Genomic DNA, 23907 nt, shown 5'->3' on the forward strand with positions numbered 1-23907 from the left:
ATTCTTAACCTTTTTGTGTATATATTTCAAATTAAGTTCTCCAAATTCATTCACAGATGTCTTCAAATACTGTAAATCAAAGAGTTAATTTTGCTTCGACTAAGAATCCGCTTGAATATCCGGATTTCCTGGAAGTACAATTGAAGTCATTCCAAGACTTTCTACAATTAGATACCCCACCTGAAAAGCGCAAGAATGAGGGTTTGTATAAAGTATTTGCTGAAAACTTCCCTATTGCCGATACAAGAAACAATTTTGTTCTTGAGTTTTTGGATTATTATATTGATCCGCCGCGCTATACCATCGATGATTGTATAGAGCGTGGGCTCACATATAGTGTTCCTTTGAAAGCGAAACTTAAGCTATACTGTACCGACCCCGATCACGAGGATTTTGATACAGTTATTCAGGACGTATTCCTCGGCCCGATCCCTTACATGACTGATAAGGCTACTTTCGTCATTAACGGTGCCGAACGTGTAGTTGTGTCACAGCTTCACCGTTCTCCGGGTGTGTTCTTCGGTCAGAGTGTACATGCCAATGGTACGAAACTTTACTCGGCTCGTATTATTCCGTTTAAAGGTTCGTGGATTGAGTTTGCTACCGACATCAATAATGTGATGTACGCATACATCGACCGTAAGAAGAAATTGCCGGTAACTACTTTGTTACGCGCGATTGGTTTCGAGAACGATAAGGATATTCTTGAGATTTTCAACCTTGCAGAAGATGTTAAGGTAAACAAAACAAATCTGAAGAGAGTTCTGGGTCGTAAGTTAGCTGCACGTGTTTTGAAAACATGGATTGAAGATTTCGTTGATGAAGATACCGGTGAAGTGGTTTCTATCGAACGTAACGAGGTTATTATCGACCGTGAAACCGTACTGGAGGAAGTACATATTGATGAAATTCTGGAATCGGGAGTTCAAAACATCCTTTTGCATAAGGACGAGCCGAATCAATCTGATTTCTCTATTATATATAATACTCTGCAGAAGGACCCGAGTAACTCGGAAAAAGAAGCTGTGTTGTATATCTATCGTCAATTGCGTAACGCCGATCCGGCCGATGATGCAAGTGCACGTGAAGTTATCAACAACTTGTTCTTCTCAGAAAAACGATATGACCTTGGTGATGTAGGTCGTTACAGAATCAACAAGAAACTGAATCTGACGACTGATATGGACGTGCGTGTCCTCACGAAGGAAGATATCATTGAAATCATCAAATATCTGATTGAGTTGATTAATTCAAAAGCAGATGTGGATGATATTGACCACTTGAGCAACCGTCGTGTACGTACAGTAGGTGAACAGCTTTCTAACCAGTTTGCTGTTGGTCTGGCTCGTATGTCTCGTACGATTCGTGAACGTATGAACGTTCGTGACAATGAAGTATTTACTCCGATTGATTTGATCAATGCGAAGACTATTTCTTCTGTGATCAATTCTTTCTTTGGAACAAATGCTTTGTCACAGTTCATGGACCAGACAAACCCGTTGGCTGAAATTACGCACAAGCGCCGTATGTCTGCCCTAGGTCCTGGTGGTCTTTCTCGTGAACGTGCCGGATTTGAGGTTCGTGACGTTCACTATACACACTACGGTCGTCTTTGTCCGATTGAGACTCCTGAAGGTCCGAATATCGGTTTGATTTCTTCCTTGTGTGTATTCGCTAAAATTAATGAGCTGGGATTCATTGAAACTCCGTACCGTAAGGTGGAAAACGGAAAAGTGGATCTTTCCGATAATGGTCTGGTTTATCTGACTGCTGAAGAAGAAGAAGAAAAGATTATTGCACAGGGTAATGCTCCGTTGAATGATGACGGTACATTTGTTCGCAATAAAGTTAAATCTCGTCAGGACGCTGACTTCCCGGTTGTAGAACCGTCTGAAGTAGATTTGATGGACGTTTCTCCTCAGCAGATTGCATCGATTGCTGCTTCACTGATTCCGTTCCTGGAACATGATGATGCTAACCGTGCATTGATGGGATCAAACATGATGCGCCAGGCAGTTCCTTTGTTGAGAAGTGAAGCTCCGATTGTAGGTACAGGTATCGAACGACAGTTAGTGAGAGACTCTCGCACGCAGATTACTGCAGAAGGCGATGGTGTTGTTGACTTCGTTGATGCTACTACGATCCGTATTTTGTATGACCGTACAGAGGACGAAGAATTTGTAAGCTTCGAGCCTGCTTTGAAAGAATATAGAATTCCGAAGTTCCGTAAGACGAACCAGAACATGACTATTGACTTGCGTCCGATTTGTGACAAAGGTCAGCGCGTGAAGAAGGGTGACATCCTGACTGAAGGTTATTCTACCGAAAAGGGTGAATTAGCTTTGGGTAAAAACCTGTTGGTTGCTTATATGCCATGGAAGGGATATAACTATGAGGATGCTATCGTATTGAACGAACGCGTGGTTCGCGAGGACTTGTTGACTTCTGTTCACGTAGAAGAATACTCTTTGGAAGTTCGTGAAACGAAGCGCGGTATGGAAGAATTGACTTCTGATATTCCGAATGTAAGTGAGGAAGCTACTAAAGACCTGGATGAAAATGGTATCGTAAGAATCGGTGCGCGTATCGAACCGGGTGATATCATGATCGGTAAGATTACTCCGAAAGGTGAATCTGATCCTTCTCCGGAAGAAAAACTACTTCGTGCTATCTTCGGTGATAAGGCAGGTGATGTGAAAGATGCTTCTTTAAAAGCTTCTCCTTCTTTGAAAGGTGTTGTTATTGATAAGAAACTTTTCTCACGTGTAATCAAGAACCGTAGCTCTAAACTGGCGGATAAAGCATTGTTGCCGAAGATTGACGATGAGTTTGAATCAAAGGTTGCAGACTTGAAGCGTATTCTGGTTAAGAAACTGATGACTTTGACTGAAGGCAAGGTTTCTCAGGGTGTGAAAGACTACTTAGGAGCAGAAGTTATTGCTAAGGGATCTAAGTTCAGTGCTTCTGATTTTGATTCACTTGACTTTACTTCTATTCAGCTGAGTAACTGGACTAGTGATGACCATACTAATGGTATGGTTCGTGATCTGGTTATGAACTTTATCAAGAAATACAAAGAGCTGGATGCTGAATTGAAGCGTAAGAAGTTTGCTATCACTATCGGTGATGAACTTCCGGCTGGTATCATTCAGATGGCTAAAGTATATATTGCTAAGAAACGTAAGATTGGTGTAGGTGATAAGATGGCAGGTCGTCACGGTAACAAGGGTATCGTGTCACGTGTTGTGCGTCAGGAAGATATGCCGTTCTTGGCAGATGGTACTCCGGTTGACATTGTACTGAATCCGTTGGGTGTGCCTTCTCGTATGAACATTGGTCAGATTTTTGAAGCTGTATTAGGTCGTGCCGGAAAAACTTTGGGCGTGAAATTTGCAACTCCTATTTTTGACGGTGCTACGATGGACGACTTGGATCAGTGGACAGACAAAGCGGGATTGCCACGTTACTGTAAAACTTATCTTTGTGATGGTGGTACAGGTGAGCAATTTGACCAGGCAGCAACCGTAGGTGTGACTTATATGCTGAAGCTGGGGCACATGGTTGAAGACAAGATGCACGCTCGTTCTATCGGTCCGTACTCATTGATTACTCAGCAACCTCTTGGTGGTAAAGCACAGTTCGGTGGTCAGCGTTTCGGAGAAATGGAGGTTTGGGCACTCGAAGGCTTCGGTGCTGCTCATATCCTGCAGGAAATCTTGACTATTAAGTCTGACGACGTAGTAGGACGTTCTAAGGCTTATGAAGCAATTGTGAAAGGTGAACCGATGCCGCAACCCGGTATTCCGGAATCCTTGAACGTATTGTTACACGAGTTGAGAGGTTTAGGTTTGAGTATCAACCTAGAATAAAATAATGAAAGAATGCAGGATGTCAATAGGCCGATGAAGGTCTGTTGACATTCGCATCTTCTTCAATTTCCAATGATTCAATTATCAAATCTCAATTATATAGAGTATGGCTTTTAGAAAAGAAAATAAGACGAAAAGCAATTTCTCGAAGATCTCAATTGGTCTGGCTTCTCCGGAAGAAATCCTAGAGAATTCGAGTGGTGAAGTTTTGAAGCCTGAAACCATAAATTACCGTACGTACAAACCCGAACGCGATGGTTTGTTCTGCGAGCGCATTTTTGGTCCTATTAAGGATTACGAATGCCATTGCGGTAAATATAAGCGTATCCGTTATAAAGGTATCGTCTGCGACCGTTGTGGTGTAGAAGTTACAGAAAAGAAAGTACGCCGTGAACGTATGGGACATATACAGTTGGTGGTGCCGGTGGCACACATCTGGTATTTCCGTTCGCTTCCAAATAAGATCGGTTATTTGCTCGGACTGCCGACAAAGAAGCTGGATTCGATTATATATTACGAACGTTATGTTGTTATTCAGCCGGGTGTAAAGGCTGAAGATGGCATTGCCGAATATGATTTACTTTCTGAAGAAGAATATCTGGATATTCTGGATACACTTCCGAAGGACAATCAATATCTGGAGGATAATGATCCGAATAAGTTCATCGCTAAGATGGGAGCTGAAGCAATCTATGATTTGCTGGCTCGTTTGGATCTGGATGCTCTGTCTTATGAATTGCGTCACCGTGCAGGCAATGATGCTTCACAGCAACGTAAGAATGAGGCATTGAAACGTCTGCAGGTTGTAGAATCGTTCCGTGCATCACGTGGACGTAACAAGCCGGAATGGATGATTGTACGTATCGTACCGGTTATTCCGCCCGAACTCCGTCCATTGGTTCCATTGGATGGTGGTCGTTTTGCTACTTCTGACTTGAATGACCTTTATCGTCGTGTTATCATTCGTAACAACCGTCTGAAGAGATTGATCGAAATCAAAGCTCCGGAAGTAATCTTGCGTAATGAGAAACGTATGCTTCAGGAATCTGTAGACTCATTGTTCGATAATTCACGTAAATCAAGTGCAGTGAAGACGGATGCTAACCGTCCGTTGAAATCACTGTCTGATAGCTTGAAAGGTAAACAAGGACGTTTCCGTCAGAACTTGCTGGGTAAACGTGTTGACTACTCTGCACGTTCGGTAATTGTTGTTGGTCCGGAACTGAAGATGGGTGAGTGCGGTATTCCTAAATTGATGGCTGCCGAACTTTATAAGCCGTTTATTATCCGTAAGCTCATTGAACGTGGTATCGTTAAGACAGTGAAATCTGCAAAGAAGATTGTAGATCGTAAGGAAGCGGTGATCTGGGATATTCTGGAACACGTAATGAAAGGACATCCTGTACTGTTGAACCGTGCTCCGACATTGCACCGTTTGGGTATCCAGGCATTCCAGCCGAAGATGATCGAAGGTAAAGCTATCCAGTTGCACCCGTTGGCATGTACGGCATTCAACGCCGACTTCGACGGTGACCAGATGGCTGTTCACTTGCCTTTGAGTAACGAAGCAATTCTTGAAGCTCAGATGTTGATGCTTCAGTCACATAATATCCTGAATCCGGCAAATGGTGCGCCTATTACTGTGCCTGCACAGGATATGGTTCTTGGTTTGTATTACATTACCAAGTTGCGTGCCGGTGCTAAGGGAGAAGGACTTACATTCTACGGACCGGAAGAAGCATTAATCGCTTATAATGAAGGTAAGGTAGATATTCATGCTCCGGTAAAGGTGATCGTGAAAGACGTTGATGAAAATGGTAACATTGTTGACGTTATGCGTGAAACTTCTGTAGGACGTGTGATTGTTAATGAAATTGTTCCTCCTGAAGCAGGTTATATCAATACGATTATTTCTAAGAAATCTCTTCGTGATATCATTAGTGATGTAATCAAGGTTTGTGGTGTGGCTAAAGCTGCAGACTTCTTGGATGGAATCAAGAACTTAGGTTACCAAATGGCCTTTAAGGGTGGTTTGTCATTCAACTTGGGTGATATTATTATCCCGAAAGAAAAAGAGACATTGGTACAAAAAGGTTACGACGAAGTTGAACAAGTCGTAAACAACTATAATATGGGTTTCATTACCAACAACGAACGTTATAATCAGGTAATTGATATCTGGACACATGTGAACTCTGAGTTGTCTAACATCTTGATGAAAACTATTTCTTCGGATGACCAAGGATTTAACTCTGTATACATGATGCTGGATTCGGGTGCCCGTGGTTCTAAAGAACAGATTCGTCAGTTGTCCGGTATGCGTGGTTTGATGGCTAAGCCCCAGAAAGCTGGTGCTGAAGGTGGTCAGATTATTGAAAACCCGATCTTGTCAAACTTTAAAGAGGGACTTTCTGTGTTGGAGTACTTTATCTCTACTCACGGTGCCCGTAAAGGTTTGGCGGATACCGCTTTGAAGACTGCCGATGCCGGATATTTGACTCGTCGTCTGGTAGACGTTTCTCACGACGTGATCATCACGGAAGAAGACTGCGGTACACTTCGTGGATTGGTTTGTACAGACTTGAAGAATAATGATGAAGTAATTGCTACCCTGTATGAACGCATCTTAGGGCGTGTTTCTGTACATGATATTATTCATCCTACTACAGGCGAATTGCTTGTTGCCGGTGGTGAAGAAATCACAGAAGAAGTTGCTAAGAAGATTCAGGATTCTCCGATTGAAAGCGTTGAAATCCGTTCTGTATTGACTTGTGAAGCGAAGAAGGGGGTTTGTGCTAAGTGTTACGGACGTAACCTGGCAACAAGCCGCATGGTTCAGAAGGGTGAGGCTGTTGGTGTAATTGCTGCTCAGTCAATCGGTGAGCCGGGTACACAGTTGACATTGCGTACATTCCACGCCGGTGGTACTGCTGCGAATATTGCGGCAAATGCAAGTATTGTGGCTAAGAACAGTGCTCGTCTGGAATTTGAAGAACTTCGTACGGTAGATATCGTAGACGAAATGGGTGAAGCTGCAAAAGTAGTGGTAGGCCGTTTGGCTGAAGTTCGTTTTGTGGACGTAAATACTGGTATCGTTCTTTCTACGCACAATGTACCTTATGGTTCTACATTATATGTATCGGATGGTGATCTGGTTGAAAAGGGTAAGTTAATTGCTAAATGGGACCCGTTCAATGCCGTTATTATAACTGAAGCAACTGGTAAGATTGAATTCGAAGGTGTAATTGAGAATGTTACTTATAAGGTGGAATCGGATGAAGCAACTGGTCTTCGTGAAATCATCATTATTGAATCTAAGGATAAAACGAAAGTTCCTTCGGCTCATATCCTGACAGAAGACGGTGATCTGATTCGTACTTATAACTTACCGGTAGGTGGTCACGTGATTATTGAAAATGGTCAGAAAGTGAAAGCCGGTGAAGTAATCGTGAAGATTCCGCGTGCTGTAGGTAAGGCGGGTGACATCACGGGTGGTCTTCCTCGTGTTACTGAGTTGTTTGAAGCACGTAATCCGTCTAATCCTGCTGTCGTTTCTGAAATTGACGGTGAGGTTACAATGGGTAAGATCAAGCGTGGTAACCGTGAAATCATCGTAACTTCGAAAACAGGTGAAGTGAAGAAGTATCTTGTTGCATTGTCCAAACAGATTCTGGTTCAGGAGAACGACTATGTGCGTGCTGGTACTCCATTATCTGATGGTGCTACTACTCCGGCTGATATCCTGGCAATTAAAGGTCCTACGGCTGTACAGGAATATATTGTGAATGAAGTTCAGGATGTATACCGTCTGCAGGGTGTGAAGATCAATGATAAGCATTTTGAGATTATCGTTCGCCAGATGATGCGTAAGGTTCAGATCGATGAGCCGGGTGATACTCGCTTCTTGGAACAACAGGTAGTGGATAAGCTTGAGTTTATGGAGGAAAACGATCGTATCTGGGGTAAGAAAGTGGTTGTTGATGCAGGTGATTCTCAGAATATGCAGCCGGGACAGATTGTGACTGCCCGTAAGTTGCGTGATGAGAACAGTATGCTGAAGCGCCGTGACTTGAAACCTGTTGAGGTACGTGATGCTGTAGCTGCAACTTCTACTCAGATTCTTCAGGGTATTACGCGTGCTGCACTGCAGACTTCAAGCTTTATGTCAGCTGCATCCTTCCAGGAAACAACGAAGGTGTTGAATGAGGCTGCTATCAATGGCAAGACAGATAAACTTGAAGGAATGAAGGAAAACGTAATTTGCGGTCACTTAATTCCGGCAGGTACAGGTCAGCGTGAATTTGAAAAGATTATCGTTGGTTCAAAAGAAGAGTATGATCGTATCTTGGCGAACAAGAAGACAGTACTTGATTACAATGAAGTAGAATAATACAATTCAATTGACTATATGAAAAAGGAGCGATTGCTGTAGCAGGCAGTTGCTCCTTTTTTTTGTTTCTTTTACCTGACTGTATCATTCTTATCTCGATAAAATTTTGTTATTTTGCAAAAAAACATTTTATCTTATTTAATATGGAAGAACAAAATAACAACCAGTTACAGATCGAGTTGAAAGAAGAAGTAGCGCAAGGAACTTATGCGAATCTTGCAATCATTACTCATTCAAGCTCTGAGTTTATTCTAGACTTTGTACGGGTTATGCCAGGAGTGCCGAAAGCAGGAGTGCAATCTCGTATTATAGTAGCTCCAGAACACGCAAAACGCTTGTTGCGGGCATTGGAGGATAACATAGCAAAGTATGAACGTGCTTTTGGACCTATTCGTATTTCTGAAGAGTCACCGATGCCTCCGCTAAGTGTTGTAAAAGGCGAAGCATGAGGTTGATATAAAAACATTAAAAAAGAAAAAAAAGTTGTAGCGCATTGAATATTCAAATATTATTCGTATTTTTGCAGCCCAAAATGTATAGTTACGAAATTAATATAACAATAATATAAATCAAAAAACAATTAAAATGCCTACAATTCAGCAATTAGTAAGAAAAGGACGCGAAGTGCTGGTGGAGAAAAGTAAATCTCCAGCCTTGGATTCATGTCCTCAAAGACGTGGCGTTTGCGTGAGAGTATATACTACTACTCCGAAGAAGCCGAACTCTGCAATGCGTAAAGTAGCTCGTGTACGTTTGACTAACCAAAAAGAGGTTAACTCATACATTCCGGGAGAAGGACACAACTTGCAGGAACACTCAATCGTTTTGGTACGTGGCGGTCGTGTAAAAGACCTTCCTGGTGTACGTTACCACATTGTACGTGGTACACTTGATACTGCAGGTGTTGCTGGTCGTACTCAAAGACGTTCTAAATACGGAGCTAAGCGTCCGAAACCAGGACAAGCTGCGCCGGCTAAGAAAAAATAAGGATTAAAACCTAATTAGAATTAAAGTAATAACTTACGTTTTAGTTTGTTGGAAATGCTAAAGGTTGAGTAAATTCTCCGGTGGGAGAGTTGAAGAAGTCAAGAAGTAGACAACCAAGAACAAAAACATTATTTTTCAAACAAATGAGAAAAGCAAAACCAAAAAAACGCGTAATCCTTCCGGATCCCGTTTTTAATGACCAAAAGGTTTCTAAGTTTGTAAACCATTTGATGTATGATGGTAAAAAGAATGCGTCTTATGAAATCTTTTATGCCGCTCTGGAAACAGTGAAAGCAAAACTTCCTAACGAAGAAAAATCAGCTCTCGAAATCTGGAAAAAGGCTTTGGATAATGTAACTCCGCAAGTAGAAGTAAAATCTCGTCGTGTAGGTGGTGCTACCTTCCAGGTTCCTACTGAAATCCGTCCTGATCGTAAAGAATCGGTTTCAATGAAAAACTTGATTCTGTTTGCTCGCAAAAGAGGTGGTAAATCTATGGCAGACAAATTGGCTGCTGAAATCATGGATGCCTTTAACGAACAAGGTGGTGCATACAAACGTAAAGAAGATATGCATAGAATGGCTGAAGCTAACCGTGCATTTGCCCATTTCAGATTCTAATACTATAAGAATATAACCGATTTAGATTAAAAACTTAAAGTAAAGGAATAAGAAAATGGCAAAGACAGATTTACATTTGACTCGTAATATCGGTATCATGGCTCACATTGATGCCGGAAAAACAACAACTTCTGAACGTATCCTGTTCTACACTGGATTGACTCACAAAATTGGTGAGGTACACGATGGTGCTGCAACAATGGACTGGATGGAACAGGAGCAAGAACGTGGTATTACTATTACATCTGCTGCAACAACAACAAGATGGAAATATGCTGGTGATACTTATAAAATCAACTTGATTGACACTCCGGGACACGTTGACTTTACTGCTGAAGTAGAACGTTCGTTACGTATTCTGGATGGTGCTGTGGCTGCTTACTGTGCAGTAGGTGGTGTAGAACCTCAATCAGAAACTGTATGGCGTCAAGCTGATAAGTATAATGTGCCACGTATTGCGTACGTAAACAAAATGGACCGTTCGGGTGCTGACTTCTTTGAGGTTGTACGCCAGATGAAAGCTGTTTTGGGTGCTAATCCTTGTCCAATCGTTGTTCCTATTGGCGCTGAGGAAACCTTCAAAGGTCTAGTAGACTTGATTAAAATGAAAGCTATCTATTGGCATGATGAAACAATGGGAGCTGACTATACAGTTGAAGAAATACCGGCAGATCTCGTTGATGAAGCAAATGAATGGAGAGATAAAATGCTTGAAAAGGTAGCTGAGTTTGACGATGCTTTGATGGAGAAATATTTCGACGATCCTTCTACTATTACAGAAGAAGAAGTGTTGAGAGCTCTTCGCAATGCAACAGTTCAGATGGCAGTTGTACCAATGTTGTGTGGCTCTTCATTTAAGAATAAGGGTGTTCAGACATTGTTGGACTATGTTTGTGCTTTCTTGCCTTCTCCATTGGATACTGAGAATGTGATTGGTACAAATCCGAATACAGGTGCAGAAGAAGATCGTAAACCGAGTGATGATGAGAAAACATCAGCTTTGGCATTTAAGATTGCTACTGACCCTTATGTAGGTCGTTTGACTTTCTTCCGTGTATATTCGGGTAAGATTGAAGCTGGTTCTTATATCTATAATTCTCGCTCTGGTAAGAAAGAACGTGTTTCTCGTCTGTTCCAGATGCATTCAAACAAGCAGAATCCGGTTGAAGTAATCGGTGCTGGTGATATTGGTGCAGGTGTAGGTTTTAAAGATATTCATACTGGTGATACGCTTTGTGATGAAACAGCTCCGATCGTATTAGAGTCTATGGACTTCCCAGAACCGGTAATCGGTATTGCAGTTGAGCCTAAAACTCAGAAAGACATGGATAAATTGTCTAACGGTTTGGCTAAGCTCGCTGAAGAAGATCCGACATTTACAGTTAAGACTGATGAGCAAACAGGACAGACTGTAATCTCTGGTATGGGTGAGTTGCACTTGGATATCATTATTGACCGTTTGAAACGTGAATTTAAAGTAGAATGTAACCAAGGTAAACCTCAGGTTAATTATAAGGAAGCTATCACTAAGACAGTTGATCTTCGTGAAGTTTATAAGAAACAGTCTGGTGGTCGTGGTAAGTTTGCAGATATTATCGTTAAGATCGGTCCTGTTGATGAAGATTTCAAAGAAGGCGGATTGCAGTTTATCGATGAAGTGAAGGGTGGTAATATTCCTAAAGAATTTATTCCTTCAGTTCAGAAAGGTTTCACAAGCGCAATGAAGAACGGTGTGTTGGCCGGATATCCGTTGGATTCAATGAAAGTAACTTTGATTGATGGTTCATTCCACCCGGTTGACTCTGACCAGTTGTCTTTCGAAATCTGTGCTATTCAGGCATATAAGAATGCATGTGCTAAAGCAGGTCCGGTATTGATGGAGCCTATCATGAAACTGGAGGTTGTTACTCCGGAAGAAAACATGGGTGATGTGATCGGTGACTTGAATAAGCGTCGTGGCCAGGTTGAAGGTATGGAATCTAGCCGTTCCGGTGCTCGTATCGTGAAAGCAATGGTGCCACTGGCTGAAATGTTTGGTTATGTAACAGCGTTACGTACTATTACATCAGGTCGCGCAACTTCATCAATGGTATATTCTCATCACGCTCAAGTTTCTAACTCTATTGCTAAGGCAGTATTGGAAGAAGTTAAAGGACGTGCTGATTTACTCTAGAAGAATATCAAAAGCAGCAGGCTAGCGAATGACTCTTAGCCTGCCGCTTTATCTTATTTATAAATATATTAATTTAAAACCATAATGAGTCAGAAAATTAGAATTAAATTGAAATCTTACGACCACAACTTGGTTGACAAGTCAGCTGAGAAGATTGTAAGAACCGTAAAGGCTACGGGTGCTATTGTTAGTGGTCCAATTCCTCTGCCTACGCACAAGCGTATCTTTACAGTAAACCGCTCGACTTTCGTTAACAAGAAGTCACGTGAACAGTTTGAACTCTCTTCTTATAAGAGATTGATCGACATCTATAGCTCAACTGCTAAGACAGTAGATGCTCTTATGAAGCTTGAGTTGCCGAGTGGTGTGGAAGTAGAAATTAAAGTTTGATAATTAAAAATTAGTGAAATGCCAGGATTATTAGGAAAAAAAATCGGAATGACATCCGTTTTCAGTGCTGATGGTAAGAATGTACCATGCACTGTTATCGAAGCAGGTCCTTGTGTTGTTACTCAGGTTAAAACTGTCGAAAAAGATGGCTATGCAGCTGTTCAGTTGGGTTTCCAGGACAAAAAGGAAAAACATACAACTAAACCGTTGATGGGTCACTTTAAGAGAGCTGGAGTAACACCGAAGAGACACTTGGCCGAGTTCAAAGAATTTGAGACAGAGTTGAATCTGGGTGATACTATTACTGTAGAGATGTTTAATGACGCTACTTTCGTAGATGTTGTCGGAACCTCTAAAGGTAAAGGCTTCCAGGGTGTAGTTAAGAGACATGGTTTCGGTGGTGTAGGTCAAGCTACTCACGGTCAGCATAACCGTGCTCGTAAGCCGGGTTCTATCGGTGCTTGTTCTTATCCAGCTAAAGTATTCAAAGGAATGCGCATGGGCGGACAGCTCGGTGGTGACAGAGTTACTGTTCAAAACTTGCAGGTATTAAAAGTAATCGCGGATCATAACCTTCTTTTGATCAAAGGTTCTATCCCGGGTTGCAAAGGTTCAATCGTAATAATTGAGAAATAATGGAAGTTAACGTATATAACATTAAAGGTGAAGACACTGGGAGAAAGGTTACGTTAAACGAATCTATCTTCGGAATTGAGCCCAACGACCACGCTATCTATTTGGATGTAAAGCAATTTATGGCCAACCAGCGTCAGGGTACTCATAAGTCAAAAGAAAGAAGTGAAATCAGTGGCTCTACTCGTAAGATCGGTCGCCAGAAAGGTGGTGGTGGAGCACGTCGTGGTGATATGAATTCACCGGTGCTCGTTGGTGGTGCTCGTGTTTTTGGTCCGAAGCCAAGAGACTACTTCTTCAAGTTGAATAAAAAAGTTAAGACATTGGCTCGTAAGTCAGCATTGTCTTATAAGGTTCAGAACAACGCACTTATTGTTGTTGAAGACTTCGTTTTTGAAGCTCCTAAGACAAAAGATTTCGTTGCTATGACAAAAAATCTTAAAGTTTCCGATAAAAAGCTACTTGTAATTTTACCGGAAGCAAATAAAAACGTATATTTGTCAGCTCGTAACATAGAGGGTGCAAACGTGCAGACTGTCTCAGGATTAAATACTTACAGAGTATTGAATGCTGGGGTTGTTGTGCTTACAGAAAACTCTCTGAAGGCTATTGACAATATCTTAATTTAAAAAGGAGGCTTAAATAATGGGAATTATTATTAAACCGTTGGTAACAGAGAAAATGACTGCAATCACTGATAAGCTGAATCGTTTCGGCTTTGTTGTACGTCCTGATGCTAACAAACTGGAAATTAAGAAGGAAGTTGAAGCTCTTTATAATGTTACTGTAGTTGATGTGAATACAGTGAAGTATGCAGGCAAAATAAAAGCCGTTATACTAAAGCAGGTATCATCAATGGACGTACGAATGCATTCAAAAAAGCAATCGTAACATTGAAAGAAGGAGATACTATTGATTTTTATAGTAATATTTAATAAAAATGGCAGTACGTAAATTAAAGCCCACAACACCGGGGCAAAGACATAAAATTATTGGTACTTTCGAAGAAATTACTGCATCAGTACCAGAAAAGTCTCTTGTATATGGTAAGAAATCATCTGGTGGTCGTAACAACGAAGGTAAGATGACTATGCGCTACATTGGTGGCGGTCATAGAAAGGTGATTAGAATTGTTGATTTCAAGAGAAACAAAGACGGTGTACCAGCAGTGGTTAAGACAATTGAATACGATCCGAATCGTTCGGCTCGTATCGCTTTGTTATATTACGCTGATGGAGAAAAAAAGATATATTATTGCTCCCAATGGATTGCAAGTTGGTGCGACTCTGATGTCGGGTGAAACAGCAGCGCCAGAGATTGGTAATACTCTTCCCCTTCAGAACATTCCGGTTGGTACTGTAATTCACAATATTGAGTTACGTCCGGGACAGGGTGCTGCTCTGGTTAGATCAGCTGGAAACTTTGCTCAGTTAACTTCTCGTGAGGGTAAGTATTGTGTGATTAAATTGCCTTCAGGTGAAGTAAGACAGATTCTTAGCACTTGTAAAGCTACTATCGGTAGTGTTGGTAACTCAGATCATGGATTGGAACGCTCAGGTAAGGCTGGACGCTCTCGTTGGCAAGGTCGTCGTCCTCGTAACCGTGGTGTTGTAATGAACCCGGTTGATCACCCGATGGGTGGTGGTGAAGGACGTTCTTCCGGAGGACATCCAAGATCTCGTAAGGGATTGTACGCTAAGGGACTTAAGACTAGAGCTCCTAAGAAACAATCGTCTAAGTACATTATTGAGAGAAGAAAAAAGTAATCTGATTAATTGAGTAAACTATGAGTCGTTCATTAAAAAAAGGTCCATATATTAACGTAAAGCTTGAAAAGAGAATTTTTGCCATGAATGAATCTGGCAAAAAAGTCGTAGTAAAGACATGGGCCAGAGCTTCAATGATTTCGCCTGATTTTGTAGGCCATACAGTTGCAGTTCACAATGGAAATAAATTTATTCCTGTATATGTTACCGAAAATATGGTAGGACACAAGTTGGGCGAATTTGCTCCAACTCGTACATTCAGAGGACACGCTGGTAACAAGAAAAGATAACAGGAATTATTTGAAATAATAAAGTAATAAATATAATGGGAGCAAGAAAAAAAATATCGGCTGAAAAAAGAAAAGAAGCCCTTAAGACCATGTATTTTGCTAAATTGCAAAATGTTCCTACTTCTCCACGTAAGATGCGCTTAGTCGCTGATATGATTCGTGGTATGGAAGTGAACAGAGCACTTGGTGTTTTGAAATTTTCTTCAAAAGAAGCTGCTGCAAGAGTGGAAAAATTGCTTCGCTCTGCAATTGCTAACTGGGAACAGAAAAACGAACGTAAAGCAGAAAGCGGCGAGTTGTTCGTAACGCAGATTTTTGTTGATGGTGGCGCTACACTCAAAAGAATGAGACCGGCACCGCAGGGTAGAGGTTATAGAATTCGCAAACGTTCAAATCACGTAACATTGTTCGTTGGTGCTAAAAGTAATAACGAAGATCAAAATTAAGGTAGATGGGACAAAAAGTTAATCCAATAAGCAACCGTTTAGGAATTATCAGAGGATGGGATTCTAACTGGTATGGTGGAAATGATTACGGTGATTCTTTGCTGGAAGATAGCAAAATCCGTAAATATCTTAATGCAAGACTTGCAAAGGCAAGTGTATCAAGAATCGTAATTGAACGTACGCTGAAGCTCGTTACTATTACTGTTTGCACTGCTCGCCCGGGTATTATCATCGGTAAAGGTGGCCAAGAAGTTGATAAGTTAAAAGAAGAGTTGAAGAAGGTTACCGACAAAGATATTCAGATTAATATCTTTGAAGTGAAAAGACCGGAACTGGATGCTGTAATTGTTGCTAACAACATTGCTCGCCAGGTAGAAGGTAAAATTGCCTACCGCCGTGCCATTAAAATGGCTATCGCAAATACAATGCGTATGGGTGCTGAAGGTATCAAAATTCAGATTTCAGGACGTTTGAATGGAGCTGAAATGGCTCGTTCTGAAATGTATAAAGAAGGAAGAACTCCGTTGCACACTTTCAGAGCTGATATCGACTACTGTCATGCTGAAGCATTGACTAAAGTTGGTCTTTTAGGTATCAAAGTTTGGATTTGTAGAGGTGAAGTGTTTGGTAAGAAAGAATTAGCTCCGAACTTTACACAAAGCAAAGAAAGTGGTCGTGGAAACAATGGTGGAAACAACGGCGGAAAGAACTTCAAAAGAAAGAAAAATAATCGCTAAACGAATTTGAATTTTAGGAAACTATGTTACAACCGAAAAAGACAAAATTCAGAAGACAACAAAAAGGCCGTGCAAAAGGTAATGCCCAGAGAGGTAACCAGCTGGCTTTCGGTTCTTTTGGCATTAAGGCTTTGGAAACTAAATGGATTACAGGCCGTCAGATCGAAGCTGCTCGTATTGCAGTAACAAGATATATGCAACGTCAAGGACAGATCTGGATCCGTATATTCCCGGATAAACCAATTACTAGAAAACCTGCCGATGTGCGTATGGGTAAAGGTAAAGGTGCTCCCGAGGGATTTGTGGCTCCTGTAACTCCAGGTAGAATCATTATTGAAGCTGAAGGAGTATCTTACGAAATCGCGAAAGAAGCATTGCGCTTAGCTGCTCAAAAGCTTCCTATTACAACGAAGTTTGTCGTAAGACGTGATTATGATATTCAAAATCAAAATGCGTAAGGTTTATGAAAATTGCAGAAATTAAAGAAATGACTACTAATGATTTAGTAGAAAGAGTAGAGGCAGAAACAGCTAATTATAACCAGATGGTTATCAATCATTCTATTTCTCCTTTGGAAAATCCTGCTCAAATCAAACAATTACGCAGGACTATTGCGCGTATGAAAACAGAATTACGCCAAAGAGAACTTAACAATAAATGATCAGCTTGATGGAAGCAAGAAATTTAAGAAAAGAAAGAACAGGGGTTGTATTGAGCAACAAGATGGAAAAAACTATCACAGTTGCTGCCAAGTTTAAAGAAAAACACCCTATATATGGTAAGTTCGTTAGTAAAACGAAGAAGTACCATGCTCATGATGAAAAGAATGAATGCAATATCGGTGATACTGTACGCATCATGGAAACTCGTCCTTTGAGCAAGACTAAAAGATGGAGATTAGTAGAAATAATTGAAAGAGCTAAGTAATTATGATACAAGTAGAATCCAGACTTACAGTATGTGATAACAGTGGAGCTAAAGAAGCTTTGTGCATCCGTGTATTGGGTGGCACAGGTCGTCGTTACGCTTCAGTAGGAGATGTTATTGTAGTTTCCGTAAAGAGTGTTATCCCTTCGAGTGATGTTAAAAAAGGTGCAGTATCAAAGGCTTTGATTGTACGTACGAAGAAAGAAATCCGTCGTCCTGATGGTTCTTATATACGTTTTGATGATAATGCTTGCGTGTTGCTTAATAATGCAGGTGAAATTAGAGGAAGTCGTATTTTCGGTCCTGTAGCAAGAGAACTTCGTGCTACAAACATGAAGGTTGTGTCACTTGCGCCTGAGGTACTTTAATTTTGTAAAAGATTTGAGTAATGAGTAAATTACATATTAAAAAAGGCGATACAGTTTACGTAAATGCTGGCGAAGATAAGGGCAAAACTGGTCGTGTATTGAAGGTTCTTGTTAAAGAAGGTCGTGCAATTGTTGAGGGTATCAATATGGTATCTAAGAGCACTAAGCCGAATGCAAAGAATCCGCAGGGTGGTATTGTGAAGCAAGAAGCTTCTATCCACATTTCAAACTTGAACCCGGTTGATCCAAAAACTGGTAAAGCAACGCGTATTGGGAGAAGAAAGAGTTCTGAAGGAACTTTAGTGCGTTATTCTAAAAAATCAGGAGAGGAGATTTAGTAATGAGTAATACTGCTAGCCTAAAGAAAGAATATGCAGATCGTATTGCACCTGCATTGAAATCACAATTCCAGTATTCTTCAACGATGCAGGTACCCGTACTTAAGAAGATTGTTATCAATCAAGGTTTAGGTATGGCTGTTGCTGATAAGAAGATTATTGAAGTAGCAATCAATGAAATGACAGCTATCACAGGTCAGAAGGCCGTAGCTACCATTTCTCGTAAAGATATCGCAAACTTTAAGTTACGTAAAAAAATGCCGATTGGCGTTATGGTAACTTTGCGCCGTGAGAGAATGTATGAATTCTTGGAAAAACTAGTTCGTGTAGCTCTTCCTCGTATTCGTGACTTCAAAGGTATCGAAAGTAAGTTTGATGGTAAAGGTAACTATACCCTTGGTATTCAGGAACAAATCATTTTCCCTGAAATAAATATCGATAGTATTACAAGAATTCTCGGAATGAATATTACCTTTGTAACTTCTGCGGAGACAGATGAAGAAGGTTATGCCTTGTTGAAGGAATTCGGTTTACCTTTTAAAAACGCTAAAAAAGATTAATAGAATATGGCAAAGGAATCAATGAAGGCACGTGAAGTAAAGCGTGCTAAATTAGTAGCCAGATACGCCGAGAAAAGAGCCGCTTTGAAGCAAATCGTGAGAACAGGTGAACCTGCCGATGCTTTTGAAGCTGCACAGAAATTGCAAGAGTTGCCTAAGAATTCAAATCCAATTCGTATGCACAACCGTTGCAAACTGACTGGTCGTCCAAAAGGTTATATCCGTCAGTTCGGAATTTCAAGAATCCAGTTCCGTGAGATGGCATCTAACGGTCTGATCCCGGGCGTAAAGAAAGCAAGCTGGTAATTATTGTTTAAATATTGTCAGGGAAGTCCTGATTAATTTAATTTATTTTTATATGACTGATCCAATAGCAGATTATTTGACGAGGTTGCGGAACGCAATTGGTGCTAAGCACAGAGTTGTAGAAGTTCCCGCTTCGAACTTGAAAAAAGAAATCACTAAGATTCTTTTTGAAAAAGGCTACATTCTTAACTATAAGTTTGTAGAAGATGGTCCTCAAGGAACTATCAAGGTTGCCTTGAAGTATGATTCTGTTAACAAAGTTAACGCAATCAAAAAATTAGAAAGAGTATCTTCTCCGGGTATGCGTAAGTATACTGGTTACAAAGATATGCCGCGTGTTATTAATGGGCTGGGTATTGCTATAATATCTACTTCCAAAGGTGTAATGACTAACAAAGAAGCTGCTGAACTGAAAATCGGTGGTGAAGTCTTGTGTTACGTATATTAATTTAGGAGGAATAAGCAATGTCAAGAATAGGAAAATTACCCATTAGTATCCCTGCTGGAGTGACAGTCACTCTGAAGGATGATGTGGTTACCGTTAAGGGACCCAAAGGCGAACTTAGCCAATATGTGAATCCTGCTATCAATGTTGCCATTGAAGACGGACACGTGACTTTAACAGAAAACGAAAAGAAATGATTGATAACCCGAAGCAAAAGCATGCTTTCCACGGTTTGTATCGTTCTTTAGTTCATAACATGGTTGTGGGCGTGTCTGAAGGATATAAAAAGGAACTGGAACTTGTCGGTGTAGGTTACCGTGCTTCTAACCAAGGTAACATCATTGAACTGGCTTTAGGTTATACACACAATATTTTCATTCAATTGCCTGCTGAGGTGAAAGTTGAAACTAAGTCTGAAAGAAATAAGAATCCTCTTATTATATTGGAATCGTGTGACAAACAATTGCTTGGTCAAGTTTGCTCTAAAATACGTTCTTTCCGTAAACCTGAACCATATAAGGGTAAGGGTATTAAGTTTGTTGGCGAAGTAATTCGTAGAAAGTCTGGTAAATCAGCCGGCGCTAAGTAAATCATATAAAATTAGATTATTATGACAACAAAAATAGAAAGACGAGTTAAGATCAAATATAGAGTACGCAATAAGATTTCAGGTACTGCTGAACGTCCGCGTATGAGTGTATTTAGAAGTAACAAGCAAATTTATGTCCAGATTATCGATGATCTTTCTGGTAAGACACTGGCTGCTGCTTCTTCTTTAGGTATGACTGAGAAAGTCGCAAAGAAAGAACAAGCTGCTAAAGTTGGTGAAATGATTGCTAAAAAGGCTCAGGAAGCAGGTATAACTACTGTTGTTTTCGACCGTAATGGTTACTTGTATCATGGGAGAGTAAAAGAAGTAGCTGATGCTGCTCGTAACGGTGGACTTAAATTTTAATCATTATGGCAGGAGTTAATAATAGAGTTAAGGTTACTAACGATATAGAACTGAAGGATAGATTGGTTGCTATTAATCGTGTTACTAAAGTTACCAAAGGTGGTAGAACTTTTAGTTTCTCTGCAATCGTTGTTGTAGGTAACGAAGAAGGTATTATCGGTTGGGGACTTGGTAAAGCAGGTGAAGTAACAGCTGCTATCGCTAAAGGCGTAGAATCAGCTAAAAAGAACCTGGTGAAAGTACCTGTTTTGAAAGGTACTGTTCCTCATGAACAATCAGCTAAATTTGGTGGTGCTGAAGTATTCATCAAACCTGCATCTCACGGAACCGGTGTAGTAGCTGGTGGTGCTATGCGTGCTGTATTGGAAAGTGTTGGTATTACTGACGTTTTGGCAAAATCTAAAGGTTCTTCAAATCCGCACAACCTTGTTAAAGCTACAATTGAAGCTTTGAGTGAGATGCGTGATGCAAGAATGATTGCTCAGAACAGAGGTATTAGTGTTGAAAAAGTATTTAGAGGATAAGGAGGAGATATGTCAACTATAAAGATTAAACAAGTTAAAAGTAGAATTGGTGCTCCAGCTGATCAGAAAAGAACTCTTGATGCACTGGGACTTCGCAAACTGAACCGTGTGGTTGAACACGAAAGCACTCCTTCAATTCTTGGAATGGTAGATAAAGTAAAACACTTGGTTGCCATTGTTAAGTAATTATTTGTTGAATAAAAAACGAATTACAATATGAACTTAAGTAATTTAAAACCTGCAGAAGGATCTACTAAGACAAGAAAGAGAATAGGACGTGGTGCCGGTTCTGGCTTGGGTGGTACTTCTACAAGAGGTCATAAAGGAGCTAAATCAAGATCTGGATACTCTAAGAAAGTTGGCTTTGAAGGTGGTCAGATGCCTCTTCAACGTCGAGTACCTAAATTTGGTTTTAAGAATATCAATCGTGTAGAATATAAGGCTATCAACTTGGATACAATTCAGACGCTTGCAGACGCTAAGAATCTGACAAAAGTTGGTATTAGCGACTTTATTGAAGCAGGATTTATTTCTTCAAATCAATTGGTTAAAGTATTGGGTAACGGAGCTCTGACTAACAAGCTGGAAGTAGAAGCTAACGCATTCTCTAAGAGTGCTGCTGCTGCTATTGAAGCTGCTGGTGGAACTGTAGTAAAACTCTGATTCAATGAGAAAAGCTATTGAAACATTAAAGAATATATGGAAGATTGAGGATCTGAGACAGCGGATCCTCATCACCATATTGTTTGTGGCAATTTACCGTTTCGGATCATATGTCGTATTACCGGGTATTAATCCGGCAATGCTGGCAAAATTGCACGAACAAACAAGTGAAGGCCTTTTAGCCTTGTTAAATATGTTCTCTGGAGGAGCATTTTCTAATGCCTCTATTTTTGCATTAGGAATCATGCCTTATATCTCTGCATCTATCGTTATTCAGCTATTGGGAATCGCTGTGCCGTATTTCCAGAAGTTGCAGCGCGAAGGTGAGAGCGGCAGAAGAAAAATGAATCAATATACTCGTTATCTGACGATTGCTATATTGTTAGTTCAGGCCCCTTCTTATTTGCTCAATCTTAAAATGCAGGCTGGCCCTTCCTTAAATGCTTCATTAGATTGGACTCTGTTTATGGTTACCTCTACCATTATTTTGGCAGCAGGTAGTATGTTTATTTTGTGGCTTGGTGAAAGAATAACTGATAAAGGTATTGGTAACGGTATTTCATTTATCATCCTGATCGGTATTATCGCTCGTTTCCCTGATGCTTTGATACAAGAAGTTGTATCCAGAGTAGCAAATAAGAGTGGTGGTCTGATTATGTTTATAATTGAAGTCGTATTCTTATTGTTAGTAATTGGTGCTGCAATCTTGTTGGTACAAGGTACAAGAAAGATTCCTGTACAATATGCTAAAAGAATCGTAGGTAATAAACAATATGGTGGTGCAAGACAGTATATTCCTTTGAAGGTGAATGCTGCTGGTGTAATGCCTATAATCTTTGCTCAGGCAATCATGTTTATTCCAATTACATTTATCGGTTTTTCCAATAATGTAAATAACGCAGGCGGTTTCTTGCATGCGTTTACAGATCATACAAGTTTCTGGTATAATTTTGTTTTTGCGGTAATGATTATATTATTTACATATTTCTATACTGCAATTACAATCAATCCGACTCAGATGGCTGAGGATATGAAGAGAAATAATGGTTTCATCCCTGGTATCAAACCGGGAAAGAAAACAGCAGAGTATATTGATGATATTATGTCTCGTATTACTTTACCGGGTTCTTTCTTCTTGGCATTGGTTGCTATTATGCCTGCTTTTGCTGGTATATTTGGGGTTCAAGCTGGATTTGCTCAATTCTTCGGCGGTACATCTTTGTTAATTCTTGTAGGTGTTGTTCTTGATACACTGCAACAGGTTGAAAGTCATTTGTTGATGAGACATTATGATGGTCTGTTGAAATCAGGTCGTATTAAGGGACGCGCTGGTGTAGCGGCATATTAATTCTTTAGAATAGAAATGATATTTCTTAAGACAGAAGATGAAATAGAATTGCTCCGTCAGAGTAACCTGCTTGTCGGTAGAACTCTAGCTGAGGTTGCTAAAGTGGTGAAGCCTGGTGTAACTACACGTGAGTTGGATAAAGTTGCTGAAGAATTCATTAGAGATAATGGGGCAACTCCAACTTTTAAAGGATTCCCGAATCAATATGGAGACCCGTTTCCTGCATCCATCTGTACTTCTGTAAATGAGCAGGTAGTACATGGAATCCCGGGGGATATTGTTCTGAAAGACGGCGATATCGTATCTGTGGATTGCGGAACTTATATGAATGGTTTTTGTGGAGATTCTGCTTATACTTTTTGTGTAGGAGAGGTAGACGAAGAAATTCGTAACTTGTTGAAGGTAACTAAAGAAGCGTTATATATCGGTATTCAGAATGCAGTACATGGAAAAAGAATCGGAGATATCGGATATGCTATTCAGCAATATTGTGAGTCTCATTCTTATGGTGTAGTGCGTGAGTTTGTCGGTCACGGCATCGGTAAGGAAATGCACGAAGATCCCCAGGTACCTAATTATGGTAAAAGAGGATATGGTCCTTTGATGAAAAGAGGTCTTTGCATTGCAATTGAGCCGATGATAACGTTGGGAGACAGACAAGTGATTATGGAAGGTGACGGATGGACTGTGAGGACCAGAGATCGTAAATGTGCTGCGCACTTTGAGCATACGGTAGCTGTTGGAGCTGGTGAGGCTGATATTTTGTCTTCATTCAAATTCATAGAAGAAGTTTTAGGAGATAAAGCAATATAATATGGCAAAGCAATCTGCAATAGAACAAGATGGAGTTATAGTTGAAGCATTGTCTAATGCAATGTTTCGTGTTGAATTAGAAAACGGACATGAGATTACTGCACATATTTCAGGTAAGATGCGTATGCATTACATCAAGATCTTGCCGGGAGATAAAGTGAGAGTCGAAATGTCTCCTTACGACTTATCGAAAGGAAGAATTGTGTTTAGATATAAATAAAATTAAGATATGAAAGTAAGAGCATCATTAAAGAAACGCACGCCAGAATGTAAGATCGTTAGACGTAATGGCCGTTTGTATGTTATTAACAAGAAAAATCCTAAGTATAAACAACGTCAAGGATAATTTGTTATTTTTG

The 23907-nt window shown here is 40.4% G+C and carries 28 protein-coding genes and 3 pseudogenes; all 31 read left to right on the forward strand.

Annotated features, from left to right (window positions below):
• Positions 1 to 56 precede the first annotated feature (56 nt).
• The gene (rpoB, locus tag HMPREF9007_RS10475; protein ID WP_008762029.1) at positions 57 to 3869 is read left to right on the forward strand and encodes a DNA-directed RNA polymerase subunit beta; all 3813 of its coding nucleotides are present in this window, start codon (positions 57 to 59) and stop codon (positions 3867 to 3869) included.
• Positions 3870 to 3975: 106 nt separating this feature from the next.
• On the forward strand, positions 3976 to 8259 hold the full coding sequence (gene rpoC / locus HMPREF9007_RS10470) for a DNA-directed RNA polymerase subunit beta' (protein ID WP_008762030.1): 4284 nt from the start codon (positions 3976 to 3978) through the stop codon (positions 8257 to 8259).
• A 143-nt stretch (positions 8260 to 8402) separates the two neighbouring features.
• A complete protein-coding gene (locus HMPREF9007_RS10465) occupies positions 8403 to 8708 on the forward strand; it encodes a DUF3467 domain-containing protein (RefSeq protein WP_008762031.1) in 306 nt (101 codons plus the stop codon).
• A gap of 136 nt (positions 8709 to 8844) precedes the next feature.
• Positions 8845 to 9246 carry a 30S ribosomal protein S12 gene (gene rpsL / locus HMPREF9007_RS10460; RefSeq protein ID WP_005675419.1) on the forward strand — a complete coding sequence of 134 codons (402 nt, stop codon included), beginning with the start codon at positions 8845 to 8847 and terminating at the stop codon, positions 9244 to 9246.
• 143 nt (positions 9247 to 9389) lie between these two features.
• Positions 9390 to 9866: a 30S ribosomal protein S7 gene (gene rpsG / locus HMPREF9007_RS10455; RefSeq protein ID WP_008762032.1), complete on the forward strand. Its 477-nt coding sequence runs from the start codon at positions 9390 to 9392 to the stop codon at positions 9864 to 9866.
• 55 nt (positions 9867 to 9921) lie between these two features.
• Positions 9922 to 12039: an elongation factor G gene (fusA, locus tag HMPREF9007_RS10450; RefSeq protein ID WP_008762033.1), complete on the forward strand. Its 2118-nt coding sequence runs from the start codon at positions 9922 to 9924 to the stop codon at positions 12037 to 12039.
• 84 nt (positions 12040 to 12123) lie between these two features.
• Positions 12124 to 12429, forward strand: a complete 306-nt coding sequence (gene rpsJ, locus HMPREF9007_RS10445) for a 30S ribosomal protein S10 (RefSeq protein ID WP_002558075.1) — start codon at positions 12124 to 12126, stop codon at positions 12427 to 12429.
• A gap of 18 nt (positions 12430 to 12447) precedes the next feature.
• On the forward strand, positions 12448 to 13065 hold the full coding sequence (rplC, locus tag HMPREF9007_RS10440; protein WP_008762034.1) for a 50S ribosomal protein L3: 618 nt from the start codon (positions 12448 to 12450) through the stop codon (positions 13063 to 13065).
• Positions 13065 to 13691, forward strand: a complete 627-nt coding sequence (gene rplD / locus HMPREF9007_RS10435) for a 50S ribosomal protein L4 (RefSeq protein WP_008762035.1) — start codon at positions 13065 to 13067, stop codon at positions 13689 to 13691. Before rplC ends, rplD begins: the two co-directional genes overlap by 1 nt.
• A 16-nt stretch (positions 13692 to 13707) precedes the next feature.
• A pseudogene (gene rplW, locus HMPREF9007_RS10430) lies at positions 13708 to 13997 on the forward strand (50S ribosomal protein L23).
• Positions 13998 to 14002: 5 nt separating this feature from the next.
• Positions 14003 to 14828: pseudogene (rplB, locus tag HMPREF9007_RS10425) on the forward strand (50S ribosomal protein L2).
• A gap of 20 nt (positions 14829 to 14848) precedes the next feature.
• Positions 14849 to 15118, forward strand: a complete 270-nt coding sequence (gene rpsS, locus HMPREF9007_RS10420) for a 30S ribosomal protein S19 (protein WP_008762037.1) — start codon at positions 14849 to 14851, stop codon at positions 15116 to 15118.
• 35 nt (positions 15119 to 15153) lie between these two features.
• Positions 15154 to 15564, forward strand: coding sequence for a 50S ribosomal protein L22 (rplV, locus tag HMPREF9007_RS10415; RefSeq protein WP_004296344.1), 411 nt, complete (start codon positions 15154 to 15156; stop codon positions 15562 to 15564).
• Positions 15565 to 15569: 5 nt separating this feature from the next.
• Positions 15570 to 16301, forward strand: coding sequence for a 30S ribosomal protein S3 (gene rpsC / locus HMPREF9007_RS10410; protein WP_008762038.1), 732 nt, complete (start codon positions 15570 to 15572; stop codon positions 16299 to 16301).
• 23 nt (positions 16302 to 16324) lie between these two features.
• Positions 16325 to 16759, forward strand: coding sequence for a 50S ribosomal protein L16 (gene rplP, locus HMPREF9007_RS10405; protein WP_002558067.1), 435 nt, complete (start codon positions 16325 to 16327; stop codon positions 16757 to 16759).
• A gap of 5 nt (positions 16760 to 16764) precedes the next feature.
• The gene (gene rpmC / locus HMPREF9007_RS10400) at positions 16765 to 16962 is read left to right on the forward strand and encodes a 50S ribosomal protein L29 (protein WP_008762039.1); all 198 of its coding nucleotides are present in this window, start codon (positions 16765 to 16767) and stop codon (positions 16960 to 16962) included.
• The gene (gene rpsQ, locus HMPREF9007_RS10395; protein ID WP_008762040.1) at positions 16959 to 17228 is read left to right on the forward strand and encodes a 30S ribosomal protein S17; all 270 of its coding nucleotides are present in this window, start codon (positions 16959 to 16961) and stop codon (positions 17226 to 17228) included. The genes rpmC and rpsQ overlap by 4 nt, the downstream gene beginning before the upstream one ends.
• Before the next feature lie 2 nt (positions 17229 to 17230).
• Entirely contained in the window at positions 17231 to 17596 is a 366-nt protein-coding gene (gene rplN / locus HMPREF9007_RS10390) for a 50S ribosomal protein L14 (protein WP_004296340.1), read from the forward strand.
• A 20-nt stretch (positions 17597 to 17616) separates the two neighbouring features.
• Positions 17617 to 17934: a 50S ribosomal protein L24 gene (gene rplX / locus HMPREF9007_RS10385; protein WP_008762041.1), complete on the forward strand. Its 318-nt coding sequence runs from the start codon at positions 17617 to 17619 to the stop codon at positions 17932 to 17934.
• Positions 17935 to 17936: 2 nt separating this feature from the next.
• Positions 17937 to 18494 (forward strand): 50S ribosomal protein L5, encoded by a 558-nt coding sequence (gene rplE / locus HMPREF9007_RS10380; RefSeq protein ID WP_005675434.1) that lies wholly within the window; start codon positions 17937 to 17939, stop codon positions 18492 to 18494.
• A gap of 6 nt (positions 18495 to 18500) precedes the next feature.
• Positions 18501 to 18800, forward strand: a complete 300-nt coding sequence (gene rpsN / locus HMPREF9007_RS10375) for a 30S ribosomal protein S14 (RefSeq protein WP_008762042.1) — start codon at positions 18501 to 18503, stop codon at positions 18798 to 18800.
• Positions 18801 to 18852: 52 nt separating this feature from the next.
• The gene (rpsH, locus tag HMPREF9007_RS10370) at positions 18853 to 19248 is read left to right on the forward strand and encodes a 30S ribosomal protein S8 (protein ID WP_008762043.1); all 396 of its coding nucleotides are present in this window, start codon (positions 18853 to 18855) and stop codon (positions 19246 to 19248) included.
• 17 nt (positions 19249 to 19265) lie between these two features.
• A pseudogene (gene rplF / locus HMPREF9007_RS10365) lies at positions 19266 to 19834 on the forward strand (50S ribosomal protein L6).
• Between the two features lie 21 nt (positions 19835 to 19855).
• Complete coding sequence (gene rplR, locus HMPREF9007_RS10360) at positions 19856 to 20200, forward strand: 50S ribosomal protein L18 (protein WP_008762044.1); 345 nt, start codon at positions 19856 to 19858, stop codon at positions 20198 to 20200.
• Between the two features lie 5 nt (positions 20201 to 20205).
• Positions 20206 to 20724, forward strand: a complete 519-nt coding sequence (gene rpsE, locus HMPREF9007_RS10355; protein WP_008762045.1) for a 30S ribosomal protein S5 — start codon at positions 20206 to 20208, stop codon at positions 20722 to 20724.
• Positions 20725 to 20733: 9 nt separating this feature from the next.
• On the forward strand, positions 20734 to 20910 hold the full coding sequence (rpmD, locus tag HMPREF9007_RS10350) for a 50S ribosomal protein L30 (RefSeq protein WP_004296332.1): 177 nt from the start codon (positions 20734 to 20736) through the stop codon (positions 20908 to 20910).
• Positions 20911 to 20940: 30 nt separating this feature from the next.
• Entirely contained in the window at positions 20941 to 21387 is a 447-nt protein-coding gene (rplO, locus tag HMPREF9007_RS10345) for a 50S ribosomal protein L15 (RefSeq protein ID WP_008762046.1), read from the forward strand.
• A gap of 4 nt (positions 21388 to 21391) precedes the next feature.
• Positions 21392 to 22735, forward strand: coding sequence for a preprotein translocase subunit SecY (secY, locus tag HMPREF9007_RS10340; protein WP_008762047.1), 1344 nt, complete (start codon positions 21392 to 21394; stop codon positions 22733 to 22735).
• Between the two features lie 15 nt (positions 22736 to 22750).
• The gene (gene map / locus HMPREF9007_RS10335; protein WP_008762048.1) at positions 22751 to 23548 is read left to right on the forward strand and encodes a type I methionyl aminopeptidase; all 798 of its coding nucleotides are present in this window, start codon (positions 22751 to 22753) and stop codon (positions 23546 to 23548) included.
• A 1-nt stretch (position 23549) separates the two neighbouring features.
• Positions 23550 to 23768 (forward strand): translation initiation factor IF-1, encoded by a 219-nt coding sequence (gene infA, locus HMPREF9007_RS10330; protein ID WP_002558052.1) that lies wholly within the window; start codon positions 23550 to 23552, stop codon positions 23766 to 23768.
• A 9-nt stretch (positions 23769 to 23777) separates the two neighbouring features.
• Positions 23778 to 23894 carry a type B 50S ribosomal protein L36 gene (gene ykgO, locus HMPREF9007_RS26325; protein ID WP_002558051.1) on the forward strand — a complete coding sequence of 39 codons (117 nt, stop codon included), beginning with the start codon at positions 23778 to 23780 and terminating at the stop codon, positions 23892 to 23894.
• Positions 23895 to 23907 lie beyond the last annotated feature (13 nt).

Source organism: Bacteroides sp. 1_1_14, from assembly GCF_000162515.1.
In the GTDB taxonomy this organism is placed as follows: domain Bacteria; phylum Bacteroidota; class Bacteroidia; order Bacteroidales; family Bacteroidaceae; genus Bacteroides; species Bacteroides thetaiotaomicron.

Coding starts and splice junctions, on each gene's coding strand:
- rpoB (WP_008762029.1), top strand. CDS start 57: ATGTCTTCAAATACTGTAAATCAAAGAGTTAATTTTGCTTCGACTAAG.
- rpoC (WP_008762030.1), top strand. CDS start 3,976: ATGGCTTTTAGAAAAGAAAATAAGACGAAAAGCAATTTCTCGAAGATC.
- HMPREF9007_RS10465 (WP_008762031.1), top strand. CDS start 8,403: ATGGAAGAACAAAATAACAACCAGTTACAGATCGAGTTGAAAGAAGAA.
- rpsL (WP_005675419.1), top strand. CDS start 8,845: ATGCCTACAATTCAGCAATTAGTAAGAAAAGGACGCGAAGTGCTGGTG.
- rpsG (WP_008762032.1), top strand. CDS start 9,390: ATGAGAAAAGCAAAACCAAAAAAACGCGTAATCCTTCCGGATCCCGTT.
- fusA (WP_008762033.1), top strand. CDS start 9,922: ATGGCAAAGACAGATTTACATTTGACTCGTAATATCGGTATCATGGCT.
- rpsJ (WP_002558075.1), top strand. CDS start 12,124: ATGAGTCAGAAAATTAGAATTAAATTGAAATCTTACGACCACAACTTG.
- rplC (WP_008762034.1), top strand. CDS start 12,448: ATGCCAGGATTATTAGGAAAAAAAATCGGAATGACATCCGTTTTCAGT.
- rplD (WP_008762035.1), top strand. CDS start 13,065: ATGGAAGTTAACGTATATAACATTAAAGGTGAAGACACTGGGAGAAAG.
- rpsS (WP_008762037.1), top strand. CDS start 14,849: ATGAGTCGTTCATTAAAAAAAGGTCCATATATTAACGTAAAGCTTGAA.
- rplV (WP_004296344.1), top strand. CDS start 15,154: ATGGGAGCAAGAAAAAAAATATCGGCTGAAAAAAGAAAAGAAGCCCTT.
- rpsC (WP_008762038.1), top strand. CDS start 15,570: ATGGGACAAAAAGTTAATCCAATAAGCAACCGTTTAGGAATTATCAGA.
- rplP (WP_002558067.1), top strand. CDS start 16,325: ATGTTACAACCGAAAAAGACAAAATTCAGAAGACAACAAAAAGGCCGT.
- rpmC (WP_008762039.1), top strand. CDS start 16,765: ATGAAAATTGCAGAAATTAAAGAAATGACTACTAATGATTTAGTAGAA.
- rpsQ (WP_008762040.1), top strand. CDS start 16,959: ATGATCAGCTTGATGGAAGCAAGAAATTTAAGAAAAGAAAGAACAGGG.
- rplN (WP_004296340.1), top strand. CDS start 17,231: ATGATACAAGTAGAATCCAGACTTACAGTATGTGATAACAGTGGAGCT.
- rplX (WP_008762041.1), top strand. CDS start 17,617: ATGAGTAAATTACATATTAAAAAAGGCGATACAGTTTACGTAAATGCT.
- rplE (WP_005675434.1), top strand. CDS start 17,937: ATGAGTAATACTGCTAGCCTAAAGAAAGAATATGCAGATCGTATTGCA.
- rpsN (WP_008762042.1), top strand. CDS start 18,501: ATGGCAAAGGAATCAATGAAGGCACGTGAAGTAAAGCGTGCTAAATTA.
- rpsH (WP_008762043.1), top strand. CDS start 18,853: ATGACTGATCCAATAGCAGATTATTTGACGAGGTTGCGGAACGCAATT.
- rplR (WP_008762044.1), top strand. CDS start 19,856: ATGACAACAAAAATAGAAAGACGAGTTAAGATCAAATATAGAGTACGC.
- rpsE (WP_008762045.1), top strand. CDS start 20,206: ATGGCAGGAGTTAATAATAGAGTTAAGGTTACTAACGATATAGAACTG.
- rpmD (WP_004296332.1), top strand. CDS start 20,734: ATGTCAACTATAAAGATTAAACAAGTTAAAAGTAGAATTGGTGCTCCA.
- rplO (WP_008762046.1), top strand. CDS start 20,941: ATGAACTTAAGTAATTTAAAACCTGCAGAAGGATCTACTAAGACAAGA.
- secY (WP_008762047.1), top strand. CDS start 21,392: ATGAGAAAAGCTATTGAAACATTAAAGAATATATGGAAGATTGAGGAT.
- map (WP_008762048.1), top strand. CDS start 22,751: ATGATATTTCTTAAGACAGAAGATGAAATAGAATTGCTCCGTCAGAGT.
- infA (WP_002558052.1), top strand. CDS start 23,550: ATGGCAAAGCAATCTGCAATAGAACAAGATGGAGTTATAGTTGAAGCA.
- ykgO (WP_002558051.1), top strand. CDS start 23,778: ATGAAAGTAAGAGCATCATTAAAGAAACGCACGCCAGAATGTAAGATC.